Here is an 18,897-nt window from a genome sequence, read left to right as displayed (position 1 = left end):
TATCCCAAACCATCCTGCGGACGGTGTTCTCTGAAGGGTGCGGCAGCCGCTCAAGCGTCGCCGTTCAGTTCCTTCAAGAAGATGCGTCCACGCCAGCCGCAGGGCACGGCGAACCTGTTGCGTTCGCCGTGGGGCTGACAACCAGGAGTGCGCGAGCCGCGGCCCATGAATCGCTTCGTGTCCAATTTCACCAACAAGTTGGATTCGAAGGGCCGGGTCTCAATCCCCGCATCTTTTCGTGCCGTGTTGGCACGCGATGGATTCGAGGGCCTCTACGTGCATCCGGCGCTCGATTCTTCGGCGTTGGACGCGGGTGGCAATGTGCTCCTGAACGAGATCGACGCGTTCTTGTCGACGCTCTCACCCTATTCGGACGAACGGGATCAGCTATCGACCGCTCTATTCGGCACGAGCGAGATCCTGAAGGTCGATCCGGAGGGGCGGGTCATCCTGACGGAGTCAGTAAAAGTTCACGCCGAAATCGACGATGCCGTGACATTCGTCGGGCTCGGACACAAGTTTCAAATTTGGGAGCCCGCGCGCTTCCGTGCGCACTTGGAGGAGGCGCGCACGAAGGTGCGAGATCTAAAAAAGGTTTTAGGAGCCCGAATGTTGGAACCACGAACATTGCAGGAAATCTCACCAGGAGGTCGGGAGCGATGATGGGACGCGGCGACGGCCCAGGAGCCGGAGCCGCTGGCGGACCGAACCGTCATGTCCCCGTCCTCCTGGAAGAGGTCTGCGAAACGCTTGATGCCAAGCGTGGCGGCACTTTCATCGATGGCACATTTGGCGCCGGCGGTTACACGCGCGCCATCCTGGACAGCAATCCCCGCAACGCGGTAATCGCCATCGATCGCGATCCCGACGCGATCGCGGGCGGTGCAGCCTTGGTGGCAAAGGCAAAGCGTCGTCTCACCCTTGTGGCCGGTCGGTTCGGCGATCTCGACACCATTGCGATGTCTGAGGGATTCGAGCGCGTCGATGGTGTCGTGCTCGACATCGGTGTGTCGTCGATGCAGCTTGACGAGGCCGAACGGGGCTTCTCGTTTCGCAACGACGGCCCGCTCGACATGCGCATGGAGCGGGTGGGGCCGAGCGCTGCCGACCTCATCAACGAGTCGACGGAAGCGGAACTTGCCGACATCTTCTATCATTACGGCGAGGAACGTCGTGCCCGCGCCGTCGCTCGGGCTGTGATCGAAGCCCGCCGCCGGCAGCCGTTCGAGACGACGAAGCAGTTGGCGGAACTCGTCGCATCGCTGATTTGGCAGGAGCCAGGCGGCATCCACCCGGCGACCCGGGTATTTCAGGGCCTTAGGATCGCCGTCAACGACGAACTGGGCGAGTTGGCGCGCGCCCTGCACGCCGCCGAGCGGGCGCTCAATCCCGGTGGACGGCTCGTCGTTGTGACGTTCCATTCGCTCGAAGACCGGATCGTCAAGCAGTTCTTCGCCGCCCGCACCGGGCGGGCAGCCGGCGGGTCTCGCCACATGCCGACCACATTTGTGCCCGAGGCCACGTTCGAGGCGATCACCCGCGGGCCGATCGTTGCGGGCGATCTCGAGATCTCCCGCAATCCGCGCGCGCGTTCTGCGAAGCTTCGGGCCGGCGCTCGCACGGAGGCCGAGGCCCAGGAGCCGCTGAGCGCGATCATGATGCTGGCGGAACTTCCGCAAACGGCAGAGAAACGGGGAGGGCGCCGATGAAACGGTTGCTGCATTTCATCGCCATCACGGCACTCATCGCGTCGGCCGGCTACGCTTACTCGATCAAGTACGAGACGCTCTTCTATGTCGAGCAGGTGGCGAAACTGAAATCGAAGGTTCAGCGCGAGCGTGACGCGATCGCCGTCCTGCAGGCCGAGTGGCAGTATCTCGACCGACCTGACAGGTTGCAGGAGGCCGCCGATCAGCATCTCGATCTGCAGCCGATGAAAACCCAGCAACTCGCGCGGCTTTCGGACCTGCCCAATCGGCCGAGCCGCGAAGACGAAATCGGCCGCAAGCTCGAAGCGCTCGGTTTGCTGGAGCCGACCGCAACGCCGAAAGACAAGACCAGCGACGCCCGTACCCCGACGACGCAAACTCCGAAACGGTAATGTCCTTGACCCCACAGCCCGAAATCGATCTGACCGGGAATAAGGCCGCTCCGCGACGCGGCATCCTGGGCCACGTGCGCGAGCTGTTTCGCATGCGCGTCGACAAGAGCACGGCGCGCGTCGGTCTCGCGGCGATTTGTTTCACGGGGCTGTTTTGCGTCATTGGCGGACGGTTGGTCTATCTTGCGATGACGAGCGACGCGTCGAGCGAGATGCGGCGCGTGACCTCCTCGGAGATTTCTGCCGCCCGTCCGGACATTGTCGATCGGAACGGCGATCTTCTGGCGACAGACGTCAAGATGGTGTCTGTTTTCGCAGAACCCCGCAACATCATCGACAAGGATGAGGCGGTCGAACTTCTCACCGCGGTACTTCCGGATCTCGATGCGACGGATCTGCGCAACAAGCTCGGCACCAAGAAGGGCTTCGTCTGGGTCAAGCGCGAAATCACGCCGCGCCAGCAATCTGAGGTCCATCACCTTGGAATCCCCGGCGTTGGCTTCCTGCCCGAGAACAAGCGCATTTACCCAAACGCCGAAGCGGCCTCACACGTTCTCGGATTTGCCAATGTCGACAACATCGGCATCGCCGGGATCGAGAAATATATCGACAGCCAAGGTTTGCAAGATCTCAACGGCGCAGGATTCAACATCACGTCGGCGGACCTGAAGCCGGTGCAGCTCTCGATCGATCTGCGTGTTCAGCATGCATTGCGCGATGAGCTGCAAAAAGGCATGGCGAAATTCAAGGCCAAGGCGGTCGCGGGCGCCATCATGGATGTGAACACGGGCGAGATGATCGCGCTCGTCTCGCTGCCGGATTACGATCCCAACAATCCCGTCGATGCGCTGGAGGATGATCGCATCAACCGCATCAATGTCGGCGTGTTCGAAATGGGCTCCACCTTTAAGGCGCTCACCACCGCGATGGCGCTGGACTCAGGTAAGTTCAACATCAACTCGTCGCTCGATGCGCGATCGGGCCTGCGTTATGGCCGCTTTACGATCGGCGATTACCATCCGACCCGTCGCGTTCTGACCGTCCCGGAGGTCTTCATCCACTCGTCCAACATCGGTACGGCCCGCATGGCGCTCGGTGTCGGCGTCGAGGGGCACAAGGCGTTCCTGCGCAAGATGGGTCAGTTGACGCGCCTCAAGACAGAGTTGCCGGAAAATGCCGAGCCGATCGTGCCGGGACGCTGGGGCGAACTCAACACCATGACGATCGCCTTCGGCCACGGCCTCGCGGTCGCACCCCTTCAGGCCCTTATGGCGGTGGGTGCGCTGTCGAATGGCGGCATGCTGATCACCCCGACATTCCTCAAGCGTGATGCTGCGGCGGCGCGCGAAGGTGCGTTGCAGGTGATCAAACCTGAGACCAGCGAGGCGATGCGCTATGTCATGCGCCTCAACGCCTCCAACCCGGCGGGCTCTGCCTCGACGGCGGCGATTGCGGGGTTTTACGTCGGCGGCAAAACCGGAACGGCCGAGAAAGTCATCAATGGCCGCTACTCGAAAAACAAGAATCTCACGACCTTCACGGCAATCCTGCCTGCCGACAAGCCCAAATATGTGTTCCTGACGATCATGGACGAGCCGCAGGCCGTCCCCGGAACATACGGGTTCTCCACAGCGGGCTGGAATGCGGGTCCCGTCACAGGCGACGTGATCGAGCGTGTGGCTCCGCTGCTCGGCGTGCCGCCGCGCTTCGAGCCACCAGCGCAGCCTTTCCCGCTCATGTCGCGTCTCGGCGCATGGGGGACCCGCTGATGGCCGGCGAGACGATCACGCTTTGCGATCTGGTCCGCGAGGCATGCCAGTCCTCGCATGCGGCGGCGGCGGTTTCAGGAATAACATCCGACAGCCGAAGGGTTTCGCCCGGTTCGGTGTTCTTTGCCGTGCCGGGCACGAAAGCCGACGGCATGGCCTTCGCCTCACAAGCGGTCGCTGCCGGCGCTGTCGCAATCGTCGGCGAGGCCGAGGCCCCATCGGACCTGCCTTACGTCCGCGTACCCGACGTCCGTCGTGCCCTGGCCTTCGCGGCGTCGCAGTTCCATCCGCAGCAGCCCGCCACCATCGTGGCGGTGACCGGGACGAGCGGAAAAAGTTCGGTCGCCGATTTTGTAAGGCAGCTTTTTGCTCTTCTGGGCCACAAATCGGCAAGCTTGGGCACGCTTGGAGTCATCACGTCGGACGGCACCGCTTACGGTTCGCTCACGACCCCCGATCCCGTTTCGCTCCACGCGACGCTTGATCGCCTGGCACGAGATGGCGTCACCCATCTGGCCATGGAGGCATCCTCCCACGGGATCGATCAGCGCCGTCTCGATGCGGTACGACTTAAAACCGCCGGCGTGACCAATCTTGGGCGCGATCACCTCGATTACCATGGCAACACCGAATCCTATGCGGCTGCCAAGATGCGCCTCTTCGACACGCTGCTGCCGGCCGACGCCCCGGCTATCGTCAACGCCGACGGACCCTATGCGGACGTCTTTCGCGCCGGAATTCGCCGCCGTGGATTGACGCTGCTGACAACCGGTAGCGCGGGCGACATGCTGAGGCTTCTGGAGACGCAGCCCGAAGGATTCGGTCAGAAACTGAAGGTCGAGGCGTTCGGACGCGTCTATGAGACGACCATTCCGCTCCTGGGCGCATTTCAGGTCGAGAACGCGCTGCTCGCCGCCGGCCTTGTTCTGGCGGTTGAAGGTGAGGGGCAGGCGCAGAAGGTGCTGGAGGGGTTGTCCCGTCTCAAAGGCGTTGTCGGCCGCCTCGAGAATGTCGGCGAGGTCAACGGCGCCATCTGCATCGTCGACTACGCGCATAAGCCGGACGCGCTTGCGCACGTGCTGGACGCGCTGCGCCCCTTCACCAGCGGACGCCTCGTCTGCGTCTTCGGTTGCGGCGGCGACCGGGACAGGGGCAAGCGTTCGCTGATGGGCCGTATCGCCGTCGAGAAAGCCGATGTGGTGATCGTGACCGATGACAACCCCCGCTCGGAGGACCCGGCCGCCATCCGTGCGGACATCATGAAGGCTGCACCGGGCGCGATCGAGATCGGTGATCGCGCGCGCGCCATTCGGAATGCCGTGCGCGACTTGAAACCTGGCGACATTCTCGTCGTGGCCGGCAAGGGACATGAAACCGGCCAGATCATCGGCGACCGCACCCTTCCGTTCTCGGATCACGACGAGGTCCGGGCTGCCATCGCGGAGATAACGGGATGAGCGGGCCTTTGTGGACGCGATCCGAAATCGAGGCGGCGACCGGTGGGCGCGTCGGCAACGGCGTCGTGACGGCGTCGGGAGCCTCCATCGACACGCGCACCCTGGCGCCGGGTGATCTTTACTTCGCCATCAACGGCGACGTGCATGACGGGCACGACTTCGTGGCAGGTGCGCTCGACAAAGGAGCGGCCGGCGCCATTGTGTCGTCGGACAAAGCTGCATTGTTCAATAGCTCCGACCGGCTGATCGTCGTGCCCGACGTTCTGGAAGCGATGCGTCGTCTCGGCATCGCCGCACGGGCGCGCAGCAAGGCGAAGATCGTCGCAATCACCGGCTCTGTCGGCAAGACCGGCACCAAGGAAGCGATGCGCATCGCGCTCTCGCGCCAGGGCAAAACGCACGCGTCCGTTGCGTCCTACAATAACCATTGGGGCGTGCCGCTGACGCTGTCGCGCATGCCGCGCGAAGCCGAGTTCGGGATTTTCGAAATCGGCATGAACCATGCCCACGAGATTCTGCCCCTGACCGCGATGGTGCGCCCGCATGTGGCCGTCATCACCACTATTGAACCGGTGCATATCGAGTTTTTTCCATCCCTGTGGGGCATCGCCGACGCCAAGGGCGAGATTTTCTCCGGTATAGAACCGGGCGGCGTCGCCGTGCTTAATCGCGATAACGCCTACTTCGAGCGCTTGCGCGCCCACGCACTCGCATCGAATGCAGGACGCGTTATCGCCTTCGGCGAGCACGAGACGGCCGATATCCGGGCCGAGCGGATTATCGTCAAGCCGGATACCTCTGTGGTCGAGGCGCGGATCTTTGGTCAGCCGCTCGTCTATCGCATCGGGACTGCCGGGCGTCATATCGCGTTGAATTCGCTCAGTGTGCTGGCGGCGGCGCACGCGCTGGGGATCGACATTGCGTTGGCCGCGCTTGCTTTCGGTGATCTCAAGCCGCCCGTCGGGCGTGGAGAACGCACGATCCTGTCCATTGGTGACGCTGATGCGCTGTTGATCGACGAGAGCTACAACGCCAACCCGGCTTCGGTGCGCGCCGCGTTGTCAAATCTCGGCGCGGTCGAGCTCGATCGCAAAGGACGTCGCATCGCTGTGCTGGGCGACATGAAGGAACTCGGCAAAGAGGGGCCTGCGCTGCATGAGGCACTCGCGGCGGAGATCGAAACGAACCAGATCGATGTTCTTTTCGCTGCCGGCCCGCTCATGGAAAATCTTGTCGCGCGCCTGCCGAAGGCGAAAGTGGCCGTTCATGTCGATTCTTCCGCCGAGTTGGTCGATGCGGTTTGCGCTGCCATTCGCCCCGGCGACGCCGTGATGGTGAAGGGGTCGCTCAGCATGAAGATGGCCCTTGTCGTCAAAGCTCTCAAAGAAAAATACGGCGCAAGCCACTCGGCCACAGCGCTGAAAGGATAGAGAATGTTAACCTGGTTGGCTGAGCTCAGCCCCTATTTCAGCCCTCTCAACATCTTCCGGTACATCACGTTTCGGACCGGCGGCGCCACTGCGACCGGGCTTTTGTTCGTGTTTCTGTTCGGACCCTGGACCATCTCGATGCTGCGCCTGAAGCAAGGCAAGGGGCAACCGATCCGCGAGGACGGCCCCGCATCGCATCTGCTGACGAAGCGCGGCACACCAACCATGGGCGGCCTGATGATCCTCGCCGGGGTGCTGGTCTCGACCCTGCTCTGGGCCAATCTTGCCAATCATTACGTCTGGGTCGTGCTTTTCGTCACCGTCGGCTTCGGTGCCATCGGTTTCTACGACGACTTTCTCAAGGTGACGAAGCAATCCCACAAAGGATTCTCCGGCCGCTCGCGGCTCGCGCTCGAAGCGTTGATCGCAGCCTTGGCCTGCATGGCGATTTCCTACATGGGGACGCCGGGGCTGGCGAACAAACTCGCGCTGCCATTCTCGAAGGACCTCATTTTCAATCTTGGCTGGTTCTATGTCGTCTTCGGTGCGTTCGTGGTCGTAGGCGCGGGCAATGCCGTCAACATCACCGACGGCCTCGACGGATTGGCCATCGTTCCGGTGATGATCGCTGCTGGGACCTTCGGCTTCATCGCATACCTGGCGGGCAATGCAGTCTTCGCGAATTACCTGCAGATCCATTTCGTGCCCGGCACCGGCGAACTTGCGGTTATCTGCGGCGCATTGATGGGAGCAGGCCTAGGCTTTCTCTGGTTCAACGCGCCGCCCGCCCAGATTTTCATGGGCGACACGGGTTCGCTCGCGCTTGGGGGACTCCTCGGTACCATCGCGGTTGCGGCGAAGCACGAGATCGTTCTTGCCATCGTCGGCGGGCTGTTCGTACTGGAGATCTTCTCGGTCATCATCCAGGTCACGTCCTTCAAGCTAACCGGCAAGCGCGTCTTCAAGATGGCGCCGATCCATCACCATTTCGAGCAACTCGGTTGGACCGAGCCGCAGGTGGTCATCCGGTTCTGGATCGTTTCCGTCGTGCTCGCCCTCATCGGCCTTGCAACCCTCAAGCTGCGGTGAGCCGATGACGCCAATCACCATCTTCGCCGGCAAGACGGTCGCTCTTTTCGGGCTCGGAGGGTCCGGCCTCGCGACCGCGCTTGCATTGCAGGCGGGCGGCGCCCAGGTGGTGGCGTGCGACGACAACCCGGCAAAGAATGCCGAGGCGGAAGCAAACGGCATCGAAATCGCCGATCTGCGCAAAGCGGATTGGTCGCGTTTCTCGAGCTTCATCCTTTCCCCGGGAGTCCCGCTCACCCATCCGCAGCCCCATTGGTCGGTGCCGCTCGCGCGTGCCGCCGGCGTCGAGATCATCGGCGATATCGAATTGTTCTGCCGTGAGCGGGCGAAGATCGCACCCAAAGCGCCTTTCATTGCGATCACCGGCACAAACGGCAAATCGACCACGACGGCCCTCGTTGCTCACATCCTGCGCGAGGCCGGTCAGGACGTGCAGATGGGCGGCAATATCGGAACCGCCATTCTGTCGCTCGCCCCTCCCTCGGACGAGCGTGTTCACGTCATCGAGTGCTCGTCATTCCAGATCGATCTCACACCGTCCCTTGCACCCACCATCGGCGTGCTGCTCAACATCTCACCCGACCATCTCGACCGGCATGGCACCCTACAGAACTATGCCGCCATCAAGGAAAGGCTGATCGCAAAAGCCGACAAGGTGGTGATAGGGGTTGACGATGCCCTGACTCGCTCTGCCGTCGGGCATATCCAGGGCGAGGTTCTGCGGGTCGGACTTTCCGATCATGAGCGTGGCAGCATCTATGCCGAATCGCATCGGATCTTTGCCAACCGGGACGGCTGCACCGTTCCGATAGCCGATCTTGCGGGGATCGCCTCCTTGCGCGGCGATCATAACGCGCAGAATGCTGCGGCTGCCGTTGCCATCGCGCTGTTTTCCGGAATCGATACCGTCACGATCGCGCGCGCTTTACGCAGCTTTCCTGGTCTTGCTCACCGCATGGAAGAAATCGCGCGTCGTGGCCACGTGCTCTTCATCAACGATTCGAAGGCAACCAATGCCGATTCAACCGAGAAGGCGCTGAAATCCTTTGACGACATCTATTGGATTTTGGGCGGCAAGGCGAAGGAAGGCGGCATCACGGCGCTGGCGCCGTACTTCGCGAAGGTCCGCAAGGCCTATCTGATCGGTGCGGCGTCCGACGAATACGCAGCGACGCTCGGCAGCGCCGTTCCGCACGTCTTCTGCAGTACGCTCGATCGCGCCGTCCAACAGGCGGCACAGGATACGGCTGAAATGAGCCGGGCGGTGGTTCTGCTGTCGCCGGCGAGTGCATCCTTCGATCAATATCCGAACTTCGAAGTTCGCGGAAACCACTTCCGGGAACTCGTCAAAACCTTGCCCGGCGTTGAGCCGGCGATGGGAGCCTGACGTCATGGTGTCACGCGCGGAACGCTCAGCCTTCGGCGACTGGTGGTGGACGGTCGACCGTTCGCTTCTGGCCGCATTGGCGATCCTTGCTCTCGCGGGACTGGTGTTCCTCATGGCGGGGGGCCCGCCTGTTGCGGAGCGACTGGGGCTCTCCACGTTCCATTTCGTGAACCGCCAGGTCCTGTTTCTCATGCCGGCGGTCGCCATCCTGCTGTCGGTGTCTTTTCTGTCGCTTCGCCATTTGAGACGCCTCGCGCTGGCGGTCTATTTCATCGGCATGGTGCTGATCCTTCTGGCCTTCCAGTACGGTCCGGAAATCAAGGGCGCACATCGCTGGATAGTGATCGGTCCGCTTGGTATTCAGCCATCGGAATTCGTCAAACCGGCGTTCGTCGTGCTCGCCGCCTGGGCTTTCTCCGAAGGCGGCCGCCGCAAGGATATGCCGGGAGCGCTGCTGGGGTTCCTGATCCTGCCGGCCACGATCATTCCGCTCATTCTTCAGCCGGATTTCGGCCAGACCATGCTTGTCACCGTGGTGTGGTGCGGTCTTTTCTTCATCGCCGGCCTGCATTGGTTCTGGGTGATGGGGCTTGGCGGCGCCGGCCTCGTGGGCATCGTGGCGGCCTATGAGTTCCTGCCGCACGTCCGTGCGCGCTTCGAGCGTTTCATGGACAAATCCTCCGGCGACACGTTCCAGGTCGACACTGCCATGGAGTCGTTTTCACGAGGCGGCTGGCTCGGGCGCGGTCCGGGTGAGGGAACGGTCAAGCGCATCCTTCCCGACGCGCATACAGACTTCATTTTTGCGGTGACCGCGGAGGAGTTCGGCATCGTCGTCTGCATGATCCTGCTGCTGCTCTTCGCCTTCATCGTCCTGCGCGGATTGTCGCTTGCGCGGCGCAGCGAGGATACCTTCTGTCGGCTCGCTGCGACGGGCATCGTGTTCATGTTCGGGCTCCAGGCCTGCATCAACATGATGGTGAACGTTCACCTCATGCCGGCGAAAGGCATGACGTTGCCGTTTATTTCCTACGGTGGCTCGTCGCTGCTTTCGCTAGCGCTCGCCATGGGCTTCCTGATCGCGCTCACTCGTCGTCGTCCGCGCGCCGAGATGATGGACAGCTTCAATCAGGATTGGTCGCGTCGATGACAGCACCCCTGATCGTTGTTACGGCCGGGGGGACGGGCGGACATCTTTTTCCAGCGGAGGCGCTGGCGAACGCGTTGAAACAGGCCGGCGCGCGGATCGTGCTCGCAACGGATAAACGCGCCAACGCCTATTCGGCGTCCTTTCCGGCCGATGAGATCATCGAAATTCCGTCCGCCACACCGTCGGGTCGCTCGGTTCCGCAGATGATGAGGGCGGCCTTTCAATTGGGCCGCGGGACGCTCATGGCAATCCCGGCGCTTCGCCGACTGAAGCCCGCAATGGTGGTCGGCTTCGGTGGATATCCGACCGTGCCTCCGGTGATCGCCGCGTCAATCCTGCGTATTCCAAGCGTCATCCATGAGGCAAATGGCGTGATGGGGCGCGCGAATCGCTTTCTGGCCCGCCGCGCGTCGCTGATCGCGACGGGCTTTCCAGACACGAGGGGCATCCCGAACAACATCCCCGGGCGCGTGCTGCAAACCGGAAACCCGATCCGCCCCGCCGTGCGTGAGGCAGCCCAGACGCCATATCGGGCGCCAGGTCCGGGTGAGCGCTTCAATCTGCTCGTGACCGGCGGCAGTCAGGGCGCGCGCGTGATGAGCGATGTGATTCCCTCCGCCATCGAAGGCCTGGCGCCGGATTTGCGAGCCCGGATCGTGATCGTCCAGCAGGCAAGGAGCGAGGACCTCGATCGGGTGCGCGATCATTACAAACGCCTCGGGATTGCCTCGGAAGTCGAGCCGTTTTTCAAGGATCTGCCGCGGCGCATCGCCGAGGCACACCTCGTGATCTCGCGTTCCGGCGCCTCGACCGTGGCCGAACTCGCGGCGATCGGCAGACCCTCGATCCTCGTGCCCCTGCCGGGTGCGATCGACCAGGACCAGGCTGCCAACGCAAACGCTCTCGGCAGTATCGGCGCGGCCATCGTTCTTCCACAAGTGGCGTTTACGCCCGACCGGCTGGCTGCCGAGCTCCGTAAGGCGCTCGAAGGGCCGGAAGACTTGACCAAGGCCGCCCGTGCCGCGCATAGCGCCAGCATCACCGATGCGGCTGAGCGCCTCGCGCAGGCAGTTCTCGAACTGGCCTCCTCTCACGAAAACGGAAGAAACACATGAAATTGCCGCCGAAGCTTGGACCCATTCACTTCATCGGTATCGGCGGCATCGGCATGTCGGGTATCGCTGAGGTCATGCACAACCTTGGCTATACGGTGCAGGGCTCGGATGCGGCCGACAACTATAATGTCAAGCGGCTGGCCGATAAGGGTATCAAGACGTTCATCGGACACAAGGCCGACAACGTGGAGGACGCGGAGATCGTCGTGGTCTCCACCGCGATCAAGCGGGACAATCCCGAGCTGGCGATGGCGCGCGAGAAGCGCCTTCCGGTGGTGCGGCGCGCGGAAATGCTCGCGGAACTGATGCGTTTCAAATCCTGCGTCGCAGTTGCCGGAACGCACGGCAAGACCACGACCACGTCGCTTGTCGCAACCCTGCTGGATGCGGGCGGGCTCGATCCGACGGTCATCAACGGCGGCATCATCAACGCCTATGGCACCAACGCTCGCATGGGCGAAGGGCAGTGGATGGTGGTCGAGGCGGACGAATCCGACGGCACGTTCCTCAAGCTTCCGGCCGACGTTGCCATCGTGACCAATATCGACGCCGAGCATCTCGATCATTTCGGGACTTTCGATGCCATCAAGGAAGCCTTCCGGCGGTTTATCGATTCGATCCCGTTCTATGGCTTCGCCGTCATGTGCATCGATCATCCGACCGTCCAGGATCTCGTCGGGCATATCGAGGACCGCCGCATCATCACCTACGGCGAGAACCCTCAGGCTGACGTGCGCCTGATGGATATCGACACGCGTGACGGACAAAGCCGGTTCCGCGTCATGATCCGCGACCGGCGCCCCGGGCTGAGGATCGAACTTGAAGATCTCGTCATGCCGATGCCCGGCGCGCACAATGCGCTCAATGCGACAGCGGCAATTGCCGTCGCACACGAACTTGGCGTCTCGCCGGATGCGATCCGCAAGGCGCTTGCCAGTTTCGGCGGCGTGAAGCGGCGCTTCACCCGTACGGGCGCCTGGAACGGTGCCACGATCTTCGACGATTACGGTCACCATCCGATCGAGATCGCCGCCACCCTGAAGGCAGCACGCGCCTCCACGGGCGGGCAGGTGATCGCGGTGGTTCAGCCGCATCGGTACACGCGCTTGTCGTCGCTCTTCGACCAGTTCTGCACCTGTTTCAACGATGCCGATGCGGTGATCGTGGCGCCGGTCTATGCGGCCGGCGAGCAGCCGATTCCGGGCGCCGATCGCGATGATCTCGTGGCCGGTCTCAAGGCCCGGGGACATCGCAACGCGATGGCGCTCGAAAAATCGGAGGATCTCGCAGGCCTCGTCAAGGGTCTCGCCAAGCCGGGCGACTACGTGGTCTGCCTCGGTGCGGGGAACATCACCCAATGGGCCTACGCGCTGCCCGGAGAACTCGACGCCCTGTCCGAGAAGGCTGCTTGATGTTTCCGGACATAACCGGAGCCCTCAAATCGTCGATGCCGAATTTGCGCGGCAAGCTGGAGGCGAACGCGCCGACGGCGCCACTGTCGTGGTTTCGCACCGGCGGCCCGGCGCAGGTGCTTTTCTCACCGGCCGACGCTGAGGACCTGGGGTATTTTTTGTCGCGGCTTGATCCTGCGATGCCGGTGCTTGTGGTCGGGCTGGGGTCCAACCTCCTGATTCGCGACGGCGGCTGGGCAGGTGTCATGATCCGTTTGGGCAAAGCCTTCTCGGAAATTACAAGCCTGCCGGGTTATCGCATCCGCGCGGGCGCCGGTGCGCCCGATGTGAAAGTGGCGCGCGTGGCCGCCGATGCGGGGATCTCCGGCTTGTCGTTCCTGCGGGGAATTCCTGGCACGATTGGCGGCGCCCTGCGCATGAACGGTGGCGCCTACGGGGGCGAAACGAAGGATGTTCTGGTCGAGGCGGTGGGTTTAACGCGCCGCGGCGAAAGGGTGTCCTTCAGCAACCAGCAAATGGGTTTCTCTTACCGCCACACCGGTGTGCCGGACGATGTCATTTTTACCGAAGCGCTCTTTCAGGGAAAGCCGGGGGATCCGGAGACGATTCTCGGCGAAATGAACGCGATCACGGAGGCGCGGTCTTCGACGCAGCCCGTGAATACCCGCACGGGTGGCTCGACCTTCAAAAATCCCCCCGGCCTCAAGGCCTGGGAACTCGTCGACAAGGCGGGGTGTCGCGGTTTGCGCATCGGGGACGCACAGGTCTCGGAGATGCATTGCAATTTTCTCATCAACCACGGTGCGGCGACGGCGACCGACATCGAAAATCTCGGTGAAGACGTTCGACGCCGCGTGCGCGAGACGTCGGGCGTGGAACTCGATTGGGAAATCAAACGCGTCGGTCAGGCTCTTGCCTGATCCGAATCAGAATCAGCCCGCGATCGCGACCGATCGACGGGACGTTGGGAGTCTATCATGAGCAAGCACGTCGCCGTTCTTCTGGGTGGTTGGTCGGCGGAGCGCGAGGTCAGCCTCGCATCCGGTCGCGCCTGCTGCAAGGCCTTGGAAGAACAGGGCTATCGGGTGACCCCCATCGATGTGCAGCCCGATATCGCAACCGTCGTCCAGGCGACAGCGCCGGATGTCGTGTTCAACGCGCTGCATGGGCGGGGCGGCGAGGACGGCACGATGCAGGGTCTGCTCGAGATTTTGCGGATTCCCTACACGCATTCGGGTGTCCTCTCGTCGGCGCTGGCGGTGCAGAAGGACAAGGCGAAGCTGGTCATGGCGGCGGCCGGGGTGCCGGTGCCGAAAGGGATCGTCGTTAACCGTTTCGACGCGGCGAAGAGCCACGTCCTGCCGGCTCCTTATGTGGTCAAACCGGTCGATGAGGGCTCCTCCCTGGGGGTCATCATCGTGCGCGAGGACCGCTCGCATCCGCCGCAGGAATTGCTCCGCGAGGATTGGGCCTTCGGCGAAAAAGTCCTTGTCGAATCATATGTTGCGGGTCGCGAACTGACCTGTGCGGTGATGGGCGACCGGGCCCTCGGCGTGATCGATATCAGGCCCGCCACGGGTGTCTTCTACGATTATGACGCAAAGTACGCCAAGGGCGGCTCCATTCACGTGCTCCCGGCAGAAATTAAACCGAATATTTACCAAAAGGTCCAAGAGTTAGCGTTAACGGCGCATCAAGCGCTCGGCTGCCGCGGAATCAGTCGCGCTGACCTGAGATACGACGACACCCCCGGGGGAACCGGGGAACTCGTGGTCCTCGAAGTCAACACGCAACCCGGCATGACCGAGACGAGCTTGGTGCCAGAATTGGCAGCCCATGCGGGCTATTCGTTTGGTGAGCTTGTACGATGGATGGTGGAGGACGCTACCTGCAACCGATGACGGCCTCCCGGGCCGGCGGCACGGTTGCGCGCGTCAACACCTACGAACCAGCAAAACGTCAATCCACCAGACTGCCATTCGTTAAGATCTTCAGTTCATCCCGCAGTGTGCGCCGGCGTTCGGACAGCCTGCCGCTTGCCCGCCGCATCCCGCGCCACCTCGGATCGGGGCTGACTCTCGGCTTCCTTGCGGCTGTCGTGACCGTCGGGCTCTGGCAGGGCGGTCACCTCGATGACTTCATTCGCTCGCACGGGGAACCGCATCATGCGGCGGCGCGGCTGGCCGGACTCGGCTTGGAACAAGTCACGATCTCGGGGATCGCGCAAATGCGCGAGAACGAGGTTTTGGCGGCCGCTGGTCTCGATTGGCGCGTGTCGCTTCCCTTTCTCGACGTGAACGAGGTTCGTGAACGTCTCGAGCGGGTGCCGCTGGTCAGCAGTGCATCGGTGCGCAAGCTTTACCCGAACGAACTGGTGATCGGCCTCACGGAGCGCGCGCCGCATGCACTCTGGCAGCTCAACGGCGAACTCTTCATCATCGCGTCGGACGGCACCGTCATCGATCTGATGCAGGACGGGCGTTTCATCGGCCTGCCATTGGTTGTCGGCGATAGAGCCAATCTGCGCAACAACGATTACCTTAACCTGCTTGAGGCCGCAGGCCCTCTCAAGAGCCGCATCCGCGCAGGCACGCTCGTCTCCGGGCGGCGCTGGAACCTCAAAATGGACAACGGCATGGACGTGCGCCTGCCGGAGCGGGGCGCTGCTGATGCGGTATCGCGCCTCGTCAAACTCGAACGTGAACAGAAAATTCTGGAGAAGGACGTGCTGGCAGTCGATCTGCGCATGCCGGACCGGGTTGTCGTTCGCCTTACGGAAGAAGCTGCCTCGGCTCGTGCCGATGCGCTCAAACAGAAAAAAATGCGCGGCAAGGGGGTCGATACATGAGTCTCTCAGGTCAAGGTTTGACACCGCGCCTGAAGCCGCTCTCCGCGCGCAAGAGCGCGATTCTGTCGGTTCTCGATATTGGAACCAGCAAGGTGGTGTGCGTCGTCGCAGAGTTGAAGCCGGTCGACGAGATCGAGTCGCTGCGCGGTCGCACCCATGTGGCGCGTATCCTCGGCATCGGTCATCAGCGTTCGGCGGGCTTGAAAGGCGGCGTAATCGTCGATCTCGAAGCGGCCGAAGGCGCAATCCGGCAAGCCGTTCATGCGGCCGAGCGGATGGCGAAAGTCGAGATTCAATCGGTTATCGTGAACCTCACGGGAGGCCGTCTCAGTTCCGAGCATTTCGACGCGCATGTGAACGTCCGCGGCGCGGTTGGCCCGGGCGACGTCCACCGCGTGCTCGATACGGCAAGCAGCCAGGATCTGCGGCAAGGCAGGGCCGTGTTGCATGCTCTTCCGACCGGCTTTTCCCTCGATGCACAAAACCACATCGTCGATCCTGACGGCATGATCGGCGAACGGCTCGGCGTGGATCTGCACGTGGTGTCGTCGGAAGCCGCTGCCGCACGCAATCTGATGCTGGCGGTCGAGCGCTGCCACCTTGGCATCGAGGCGGTGATTGCGACGCCATATGCGGCGGGTCTTTCCGCCCTCGTGGATGATGAAGCCGACATGGGTTGCGCGGTTGTCGACATGGGCGGCGGCACCACGAGCGTCGGCATCTTTGCCAATGGTCATCTGGTTCACACGGACGCGATCGCCGTCGGCGGTCATCACGTGACGATGGATATCGCCCGCGGTCTCACCACCAGAGTTTCGGCCGCCGAACGGCTCAAGACGCTCTACGGGTCCGCCATCGCCTCGAGCGCCGACGATCGCGACATGATCGCCGTGCCGCAGGTCGATGAGGATGAACGTGATGTTCCGAACCATCTGCCGAAGTCGCATCTGGTGCGGATCATCAGGCCGCGAGTCGAGGAAGTTCTCGAACTTGTTCGCGACCGGTTGAAGAATGCCGGGTTTGCGGCGCAGGCCGGACGACGGGTCGTTTTGACGGGCGGCGCAAGCCAGCTCGTCGGGCTGCCGGAAACGGCGCGGCGCATCTTGCAAGGGCAGGTTCGTGTCGGGCGTCCGCTCGGCATCAAGGGTTTGCCCGAAGCGGCGAAGGGCCCCGCCTTCTCGGCGGTAGTCGGCCTCCTCGTTTATCCGCAGGTGGCGCACATCGAGTATTTCGAGCCGCGTTCCAGCGGCTTGTTTCAGGGTACCGGAACCGACGGCTACATCTCTCGGGTGGGCCGCTGGATTCGCGAGAGTTTTTAAGAGAGTAGGGCGGTGGTGCGGCGGCCACCGTCTCAGAGTTGAAGTCACCAAGGGTAAGCGTCGGCCAAACGCTAACGGTACAAAGGCCAAAAGAGGCAACAGGTCATGGCAATCAATCTGCAAGCTCCAGACATCCGGGAACTCAAGCCCCACATCACCGTGTTCGGCGTCGGTGGCGCCGGCGGTAACGCCGTCAACAACATGATCGAATCCGGTCTGTTGGGCGTCGAGTTCGTGGTCGCGAATACCGACGCGCAGGCTTTGACGTCGTCAAAGGCGGAACGCATCATCCAGATGGGCCTGCAGGTGACCGAAGGTCTCGGCGCCGGCTCCCAGCCGGAGGTCGGCCGCGCAGCCGCCGAGGAGGTGATGGACGAGATCCGCGATCAGCTCTCCGGTTCGCACATGGTGTTCATCACCGCCGGCATGGGCGGCGGCACCGGCACCGGTGCTGCTCCGGTCATCGCCCGAGCGGCTCGGGAACTTGGCATCCTCACCGTCGGCGTGGTCACCAAGCCCTTCCAGTTCGAAGGCGTGCGCCGCATGCGTCTTGCTGAATCCGGCATCAACGAATTGCAGCAATCGGTCGATACGCTGATCGTGATCCCGAACCAGAACCTGTTCCGCGTCGCGACTGAGAAAACCACCTTCGCCGACGCCTTCGCGATGGCCGACCAGGTGCTCTATTCGGGCGTTGCCTGCATCACCGATCTAATGGTCAAGGAAGGTCTCATCAACCTCGACTTCGCCGACGTCCGCTCCGTCATGCGCGGCATGGGCAAGGCGATGATGGGAACCGGCGAGGCCTCCGGCGAAAACCGCGCCATCCGCGCGGCCGAAGCTGCCATCGCCAATCCGCTTCTCGACGATGTCTCGATGAAGGGCGCGCGCGGCCTGCTGATCTCCATCACGGGCGGCAACGACCTCACTCTCTACGAGCTCGACGAGGCCGCAACACGGATCCGCGAGGAAGTCGATCAGGACGCCAACATCATTCTCGGCGCCACGTTCGACGAGAGCCTCGAAGGCATCATCCGCGTGTCGGTTGTGGCGACGGGAATCGACCAGGCGTTGATCGCTGAAGGCGTGGACCTGTCCTCGACGGAGCAGCGGATCTCCGAGGTCGCCGAGCGTCTTCGCGCCGAAGCCCGCGCCCGCGTCGCCCAGACCCAGGCCGTTCCGACCTTTCGCGCTGCCACCCAGGCAGAGCCCGTGAAAGCGATCGAAACCGCCCCGGCGCCGATGCCGGTTGCTGCCTACGCGCCGATGCCGGACGTCATGGAACCTGCGCCGCAGCCGGTCATCCGGGACGACGTGGTTCTGACGCCGGCGCAGCCGAAGCAGGCGATGGTGTATGAAACCCCGGCGATGCCGGAGCCGCAGTACCACGACGAGCAGATGGCTCAGGGCGCCTTCATTCCGCCTCAGGCCGAACGGGCCATGCGGCCGGCCCGCATGCCGCGGATCGACGAGTTGCCGGTTCCTGCCCAGAACCAGATCCGCGCCAGCCGCGGGGAGACGGCGCACGATCCCAAGCCGATGTCGCTCCTGCAGAGGCTTGCCACCGTTGGGTTCGGCCGCAAGGACGAGGTGCATCCGGAGCCTGCTCCGCAGCGCCAGCCGGAGGCTCCGCGTCAGCAGATGTCCCCGGTTCATGCAGAATACGCCAAGCGCCCGGTCCCGCCGCAGGGATACCGCCCTGCTCAAGGCCATCTCGACCCGCAGGGAAGAATGGCTCCGGCTCCACGCAACATGGAAGACGATCAGCTCGAGATCCCGGCCTTCCTGCGCCGCCAGGCGAACTGATCGCCCGACGACGC

16 protein-coding genes are annotated in these 18,897 nt (G+C 63.0%); all 16 read left to right on the top strand.

Features of this window, described 5'->3' with window-relative positions; translation table 11 throughout:
• The first annotated feature begins 165 nt into the window (after nt 1-165).
• The 16 genes from FEZ63_RS11420 to ftsZ all read left to right on the top strand — a co-directional run bounded on the left by FEZ63_RS11420 (nt 166) and on the right by ftsZ (nt 18,883).
• The gene (locus FEZ63_RS11420; RefSeq protein ID WP_150944447.1) at nt 166-663 is read left to right on the top strand and encodes a division/cell wall cluster transcriptional repressor MraZ; all 498 of its coding nucleotides are present in this window, start codon (nt 166-168) and stop codon (nt 661-663) included.
• The gene (gene rsmH, locus FEZ63_RS11415) at nt 660-1,709 is read left to right on the top strand and encodes a 16S rRNA (cytosine(1402)-N(4))-methyltransferase RsmH (protein WP_150944445.1); all 1,050 of its coding nucleotides are present in this window, start codon (nt 660-662) and stop codon (nt 1,707-1,709) included. The genes FEZ63_RS11420 and rsmH overlap by 4 nt, the downstream gene beginning before the upstream one ends.
• Nucleotides 1,706-2,101: a cell division protein FtsL gene (ftsL, locus tag FEZ63_RS11410; RefSeq protein WP_150944443.1), complete on the top strand. Its 396-nt coding sequence runs from the start codon at nt 1,706-1,708 to the stop codon at nt 2,099-2,101. The genes rsmH and ftsL overlap by 4 nt, the downstream gene beginning before the upstream one ends.
• Nucleotides 2,101-3,870 carry a peptidoglycan D,D-transpeptidase FtsI family protein gene (locus tag FEZ63_RS11405; RefSeq protein ID WP_150944441.1) on the top strand — a complete coding sequence of 590 codons (1,770 nt, stop codon included), beginning with the start codon at nt 2,101-2,103 and terminating at the stop codon, nt 3,868-3,870. Before ftsL ends, FEZ63_RS11405 begins: the two co-directional genes overlap by 1 nt.
• Entirely contained in the window at nt 3,870-5,327 is a 1,458-nt protein-coding gene (locus FEZ63_RS11400; protein ID WP_150944439.1) for a UDP-N-acetylmuramoyl-L-alanyl-D-glutamate--2,6-diaminopimelate ligase, read from the top strand. Before FEZ63_RS11405 ends, FEZ63_RS11400 begins: the two co-directional genes overlap by 1 nt.
• Nucleotides 5,324-6,757, top strand: a complete 1,434-nt coding sequence (locus tag FEZ63_RS11395) for a UDP-N-acetylmuramoylalanyl-D-glutamyl-2,6-diaminopimelate--D-alanyl-D-alanine ligase (RefSeq protein ID WP_150944437.1) — start codon at nt 5,324-5,326, stop codon at nt 6,755-6,757. The genes FEZ63_RS11400 and FEZ63_RS11395 overlap by 4 nt, the downstream gene beginning before the upstream one ends.
• Nucleotides 6,758-6,760: 3 nt before the next feature.
• A complete protein-coding gene (gene mraY / locus FEZ63_RS11390) occupies nt 6,761-7,846 on the top strand; it encodes a phospho-N-acetylmuramoyl-pentapeptide-transferase (RefSeq protein WP_150944435.1) in 1,086 nt (361 codons plus the stop codon).
• A gap of 4 nt (nt 7,847-7,850) precedes the next feature.
• Complete coding sequence (gene murD / locus FEZ63_RS11385) at nt 7,851-9,233, top strand: UDP-N-acetylmuramoyl-L-alanine--D-glutamate ligase (RefSeq protein ID WP_150944433.1); 1,383 nt, start codon at nt 7,851-7,853, stop codon at nt 9,231-9,233.
• Between the two features lie 4 nt (nt 9,234-9,237).
• The gene (locus FEZ63_RS11380; RefSeq protein ID WP_150944431.1) at nt 9,238-10,383 is read left to right on the top strand and encodes an FtsW/RodA/SpoVE family cell cycle protein; all 1,146 of its coding nucleotides are present in this window, start codon (nt 9,238-9,240) and stop codon (nt 10,381-10,383) included.
• The gene (gene murG / locus FEZ63_RS11375; protein WP_150944429.1) at nt 10,380-11,498 is read left to right on the top strand and encodes an undecaprenyldiphospho-muramoylpentapeptide beta-N-acetylglucosaminyltransferase; all 1,119 of its coding nucleotides are present in this window, start codon (nt 10,380-10,382) and stop codon (nt 11,496-11,498) included. The genes FEZ63_RS11380 and murG overlap by 4 nt, the downstream gene beginning before the upstream one ends.
• The gene (gene murC, locus FEZ63_RS11370) at nt 11,495-12,910 is read left to right on the top strand and encodes a UDP-N-acetylmuramate--L-alanine ligase (protein ID WP_150944427.1); all 1,416 of its coding nucleotides are present in this window, start codon (nt 11,495-11,497) and stop codon (nt 12,908-12,910) included. Before murG ends, murC begins: the two co-directional genes overlap by 4 nt.
• On the top strand, nt 12,907-13,830 hold the full coding sequence (gene murB, locus FEZ63_RS11365) for a UDP-N-acetylmuramate dehydrogenase (RefSeq protein ID WP_244622757.1): 924 nt from the start codon (nt 12,907-12,909) through the stop codon (nt 13,828-13,830). The genes murC and murB overlap by 4 nt, the downstream gene beginning before the upstream one ends.
• 57 nt (nt 13,831-13,887) lie before the next feature.
• A complete protein-coding gene (locus tag FEZ63_RS11360; RefSeq protein ID WP_150944422.1) occupies nt 13,888-14,811 on the top strand; it encodes a D-alanine--D-alanine ligase in 924 nt (307 codons plus the stop codon).
• Complete coding sequence (locus tag FEZ63_RS11355) at nt 14,778-15,758, top strand: cell division protein FtsQ/DivIB (protein ID WP_150944420.1); 981 nt, start codon at nt 14,778-14,780, stop codon at nt 15,756-15,758. Before FEZ63_RS11360 ends, FEZ63_RS11355 begins: the two co-directional genes overlap by 34 nt.
• Nucleotides 15,755-17,077, top strand: coding sequence for a cell division protein FtsA (gene ftsA, locus FEZ63_RS11350; protein ID WP_150944418.1), 1,323 nt, complete (start codon nt 15,755-15,757; stop codon nt 17,075-17,077). The genes FEZ63_RS11355 and ftsA overlap by 4 nt, the downstream gene beginning before the upstream one ends.
• A 105-nt stretch (nt 17,078-17,182) precedes the next feature.
• A complete protein-coding gene (gene ftsZ / locus FEZ63_RS11345; RefSeq protein ID WP_150944416.1) occupies nt 17,183-18,883 on the top strand; it encodes a cell division protein FtsZ in 1,701 nt (566 codons plus the stop codon).
• The last annotated feature ends 14 nt before the right edge of the window (nt 18,884-18,897 follow it).

This window comes from Microvirga brassicacearum (assembly GCF_008757455.1).
GTDB lineage: Bacteria > Pseudomonadota > Alphaproteobacteria > Rhizobiales > Beijerinckiaceae > Microvirga > Microvirga brassicacearum.
The sequence above is the reverse complement of the archived record's forward strand: the minus strand, read 5'-3'. Positions and strand labels throughout refer to the sequence as shown.

Coding starts and splice junctions, on each gene's coding strand:
- FEZ63_RS11420 (WP_150944447.1), top strand. CDS start 166: ATGAATCGCTTCGTGTCCAATTTCACCAACAAGTTGGATTCGAAGGGC.
- ftsL (WP_150944443.1), top strand. CDS start 1,706: ATGAAACGGTTGCTGCATTTCATCGCCATCACGGCACTCATCGCGTCG.
- ftsA (WP_150944418.1), top strand. CDS start 15,755: ATGAGTCTCTCAGGTCAAGGTTTGACACCGCGCCTGAAGCCGCTCTCC.
- ftsZ (WP_150944416.1), top strand. CDS start 17,183: ATGGCAATCAATCTGCAAGCTCCAGACATCCGGGAACTCAAGCCCCAC.
- murD (WP_150944433.1), top strand. CDS start 7,851: ATGACGCCAATCACCATCTTCGCCGGCAAGACGGTCGCTCTTTTCGGG.
- FEZ63_RS11360 (WP_150944422.1), top strand. CDS start 13,888: ATGAGCAAGCACGTCGCCGTTCTTCTGGGTGGTTGGTCGGCGGAGCGC.
- FEZ63_RS11400 (WP_150944439.1), top strand. CDS start 3,870: ATGGCCGGCGAGACGATCACGCTTTGCGATCTGGTCCGCGAGGCATGC.
- FEZ63_RS11405 (WP_150944441.1), top strand. CDS start 2,101: ATGTCCTTGACCCCACAGCCCGAAATCGATCTGACCGGGAATAAGGCC.
- mraY (WP_150944435.1), top strand. CDS start 6,761: ATGTTAACCTGGTTGGCTGAGCTCAGCCCCTATTTCAGCCCTCTCAAC.
- FEZ63_RS11395 (WP_150944437.1), top strand. CDS start 5,324: ATGAGCGGGCCTTTGTGGACGCGATCCGAAATCGAGGCGGCGACCGGT.
- FEZ63_RS11355 (WP_150944420.1), top strand. CDS start 14,778: ATGGATGGTGGAGGACGCTACCTGCAACCGATGACGGCCTCCCGGGCC.
- rsmH (WP_150944445.1), top strand. CDS start 660: ATGATGGGACGCGGCGACGGCCCAGGAGCCGGAGCCGCTGGCGGACCG.
- murC (WP_150944427.1), top strand. CDS start 11,495: ATGAAATTGCCGCCGAAGCTTGGACCCATTCACTTCATCGGTATCGGC.
- murG (WP_150944429.1), top strand. CDS start 10,380: ATGACAGCACCCCTGATCGTTGTTACGGCCGGGGGGACGGGCGGACAT.
- FEZ63_RS11380 (WP_150944431.1), top strand. CDS start 9,238: ATGGTGTCACGCGCGGAACGCTCAGCCTTCGGCGACTGGTGGTGGACG.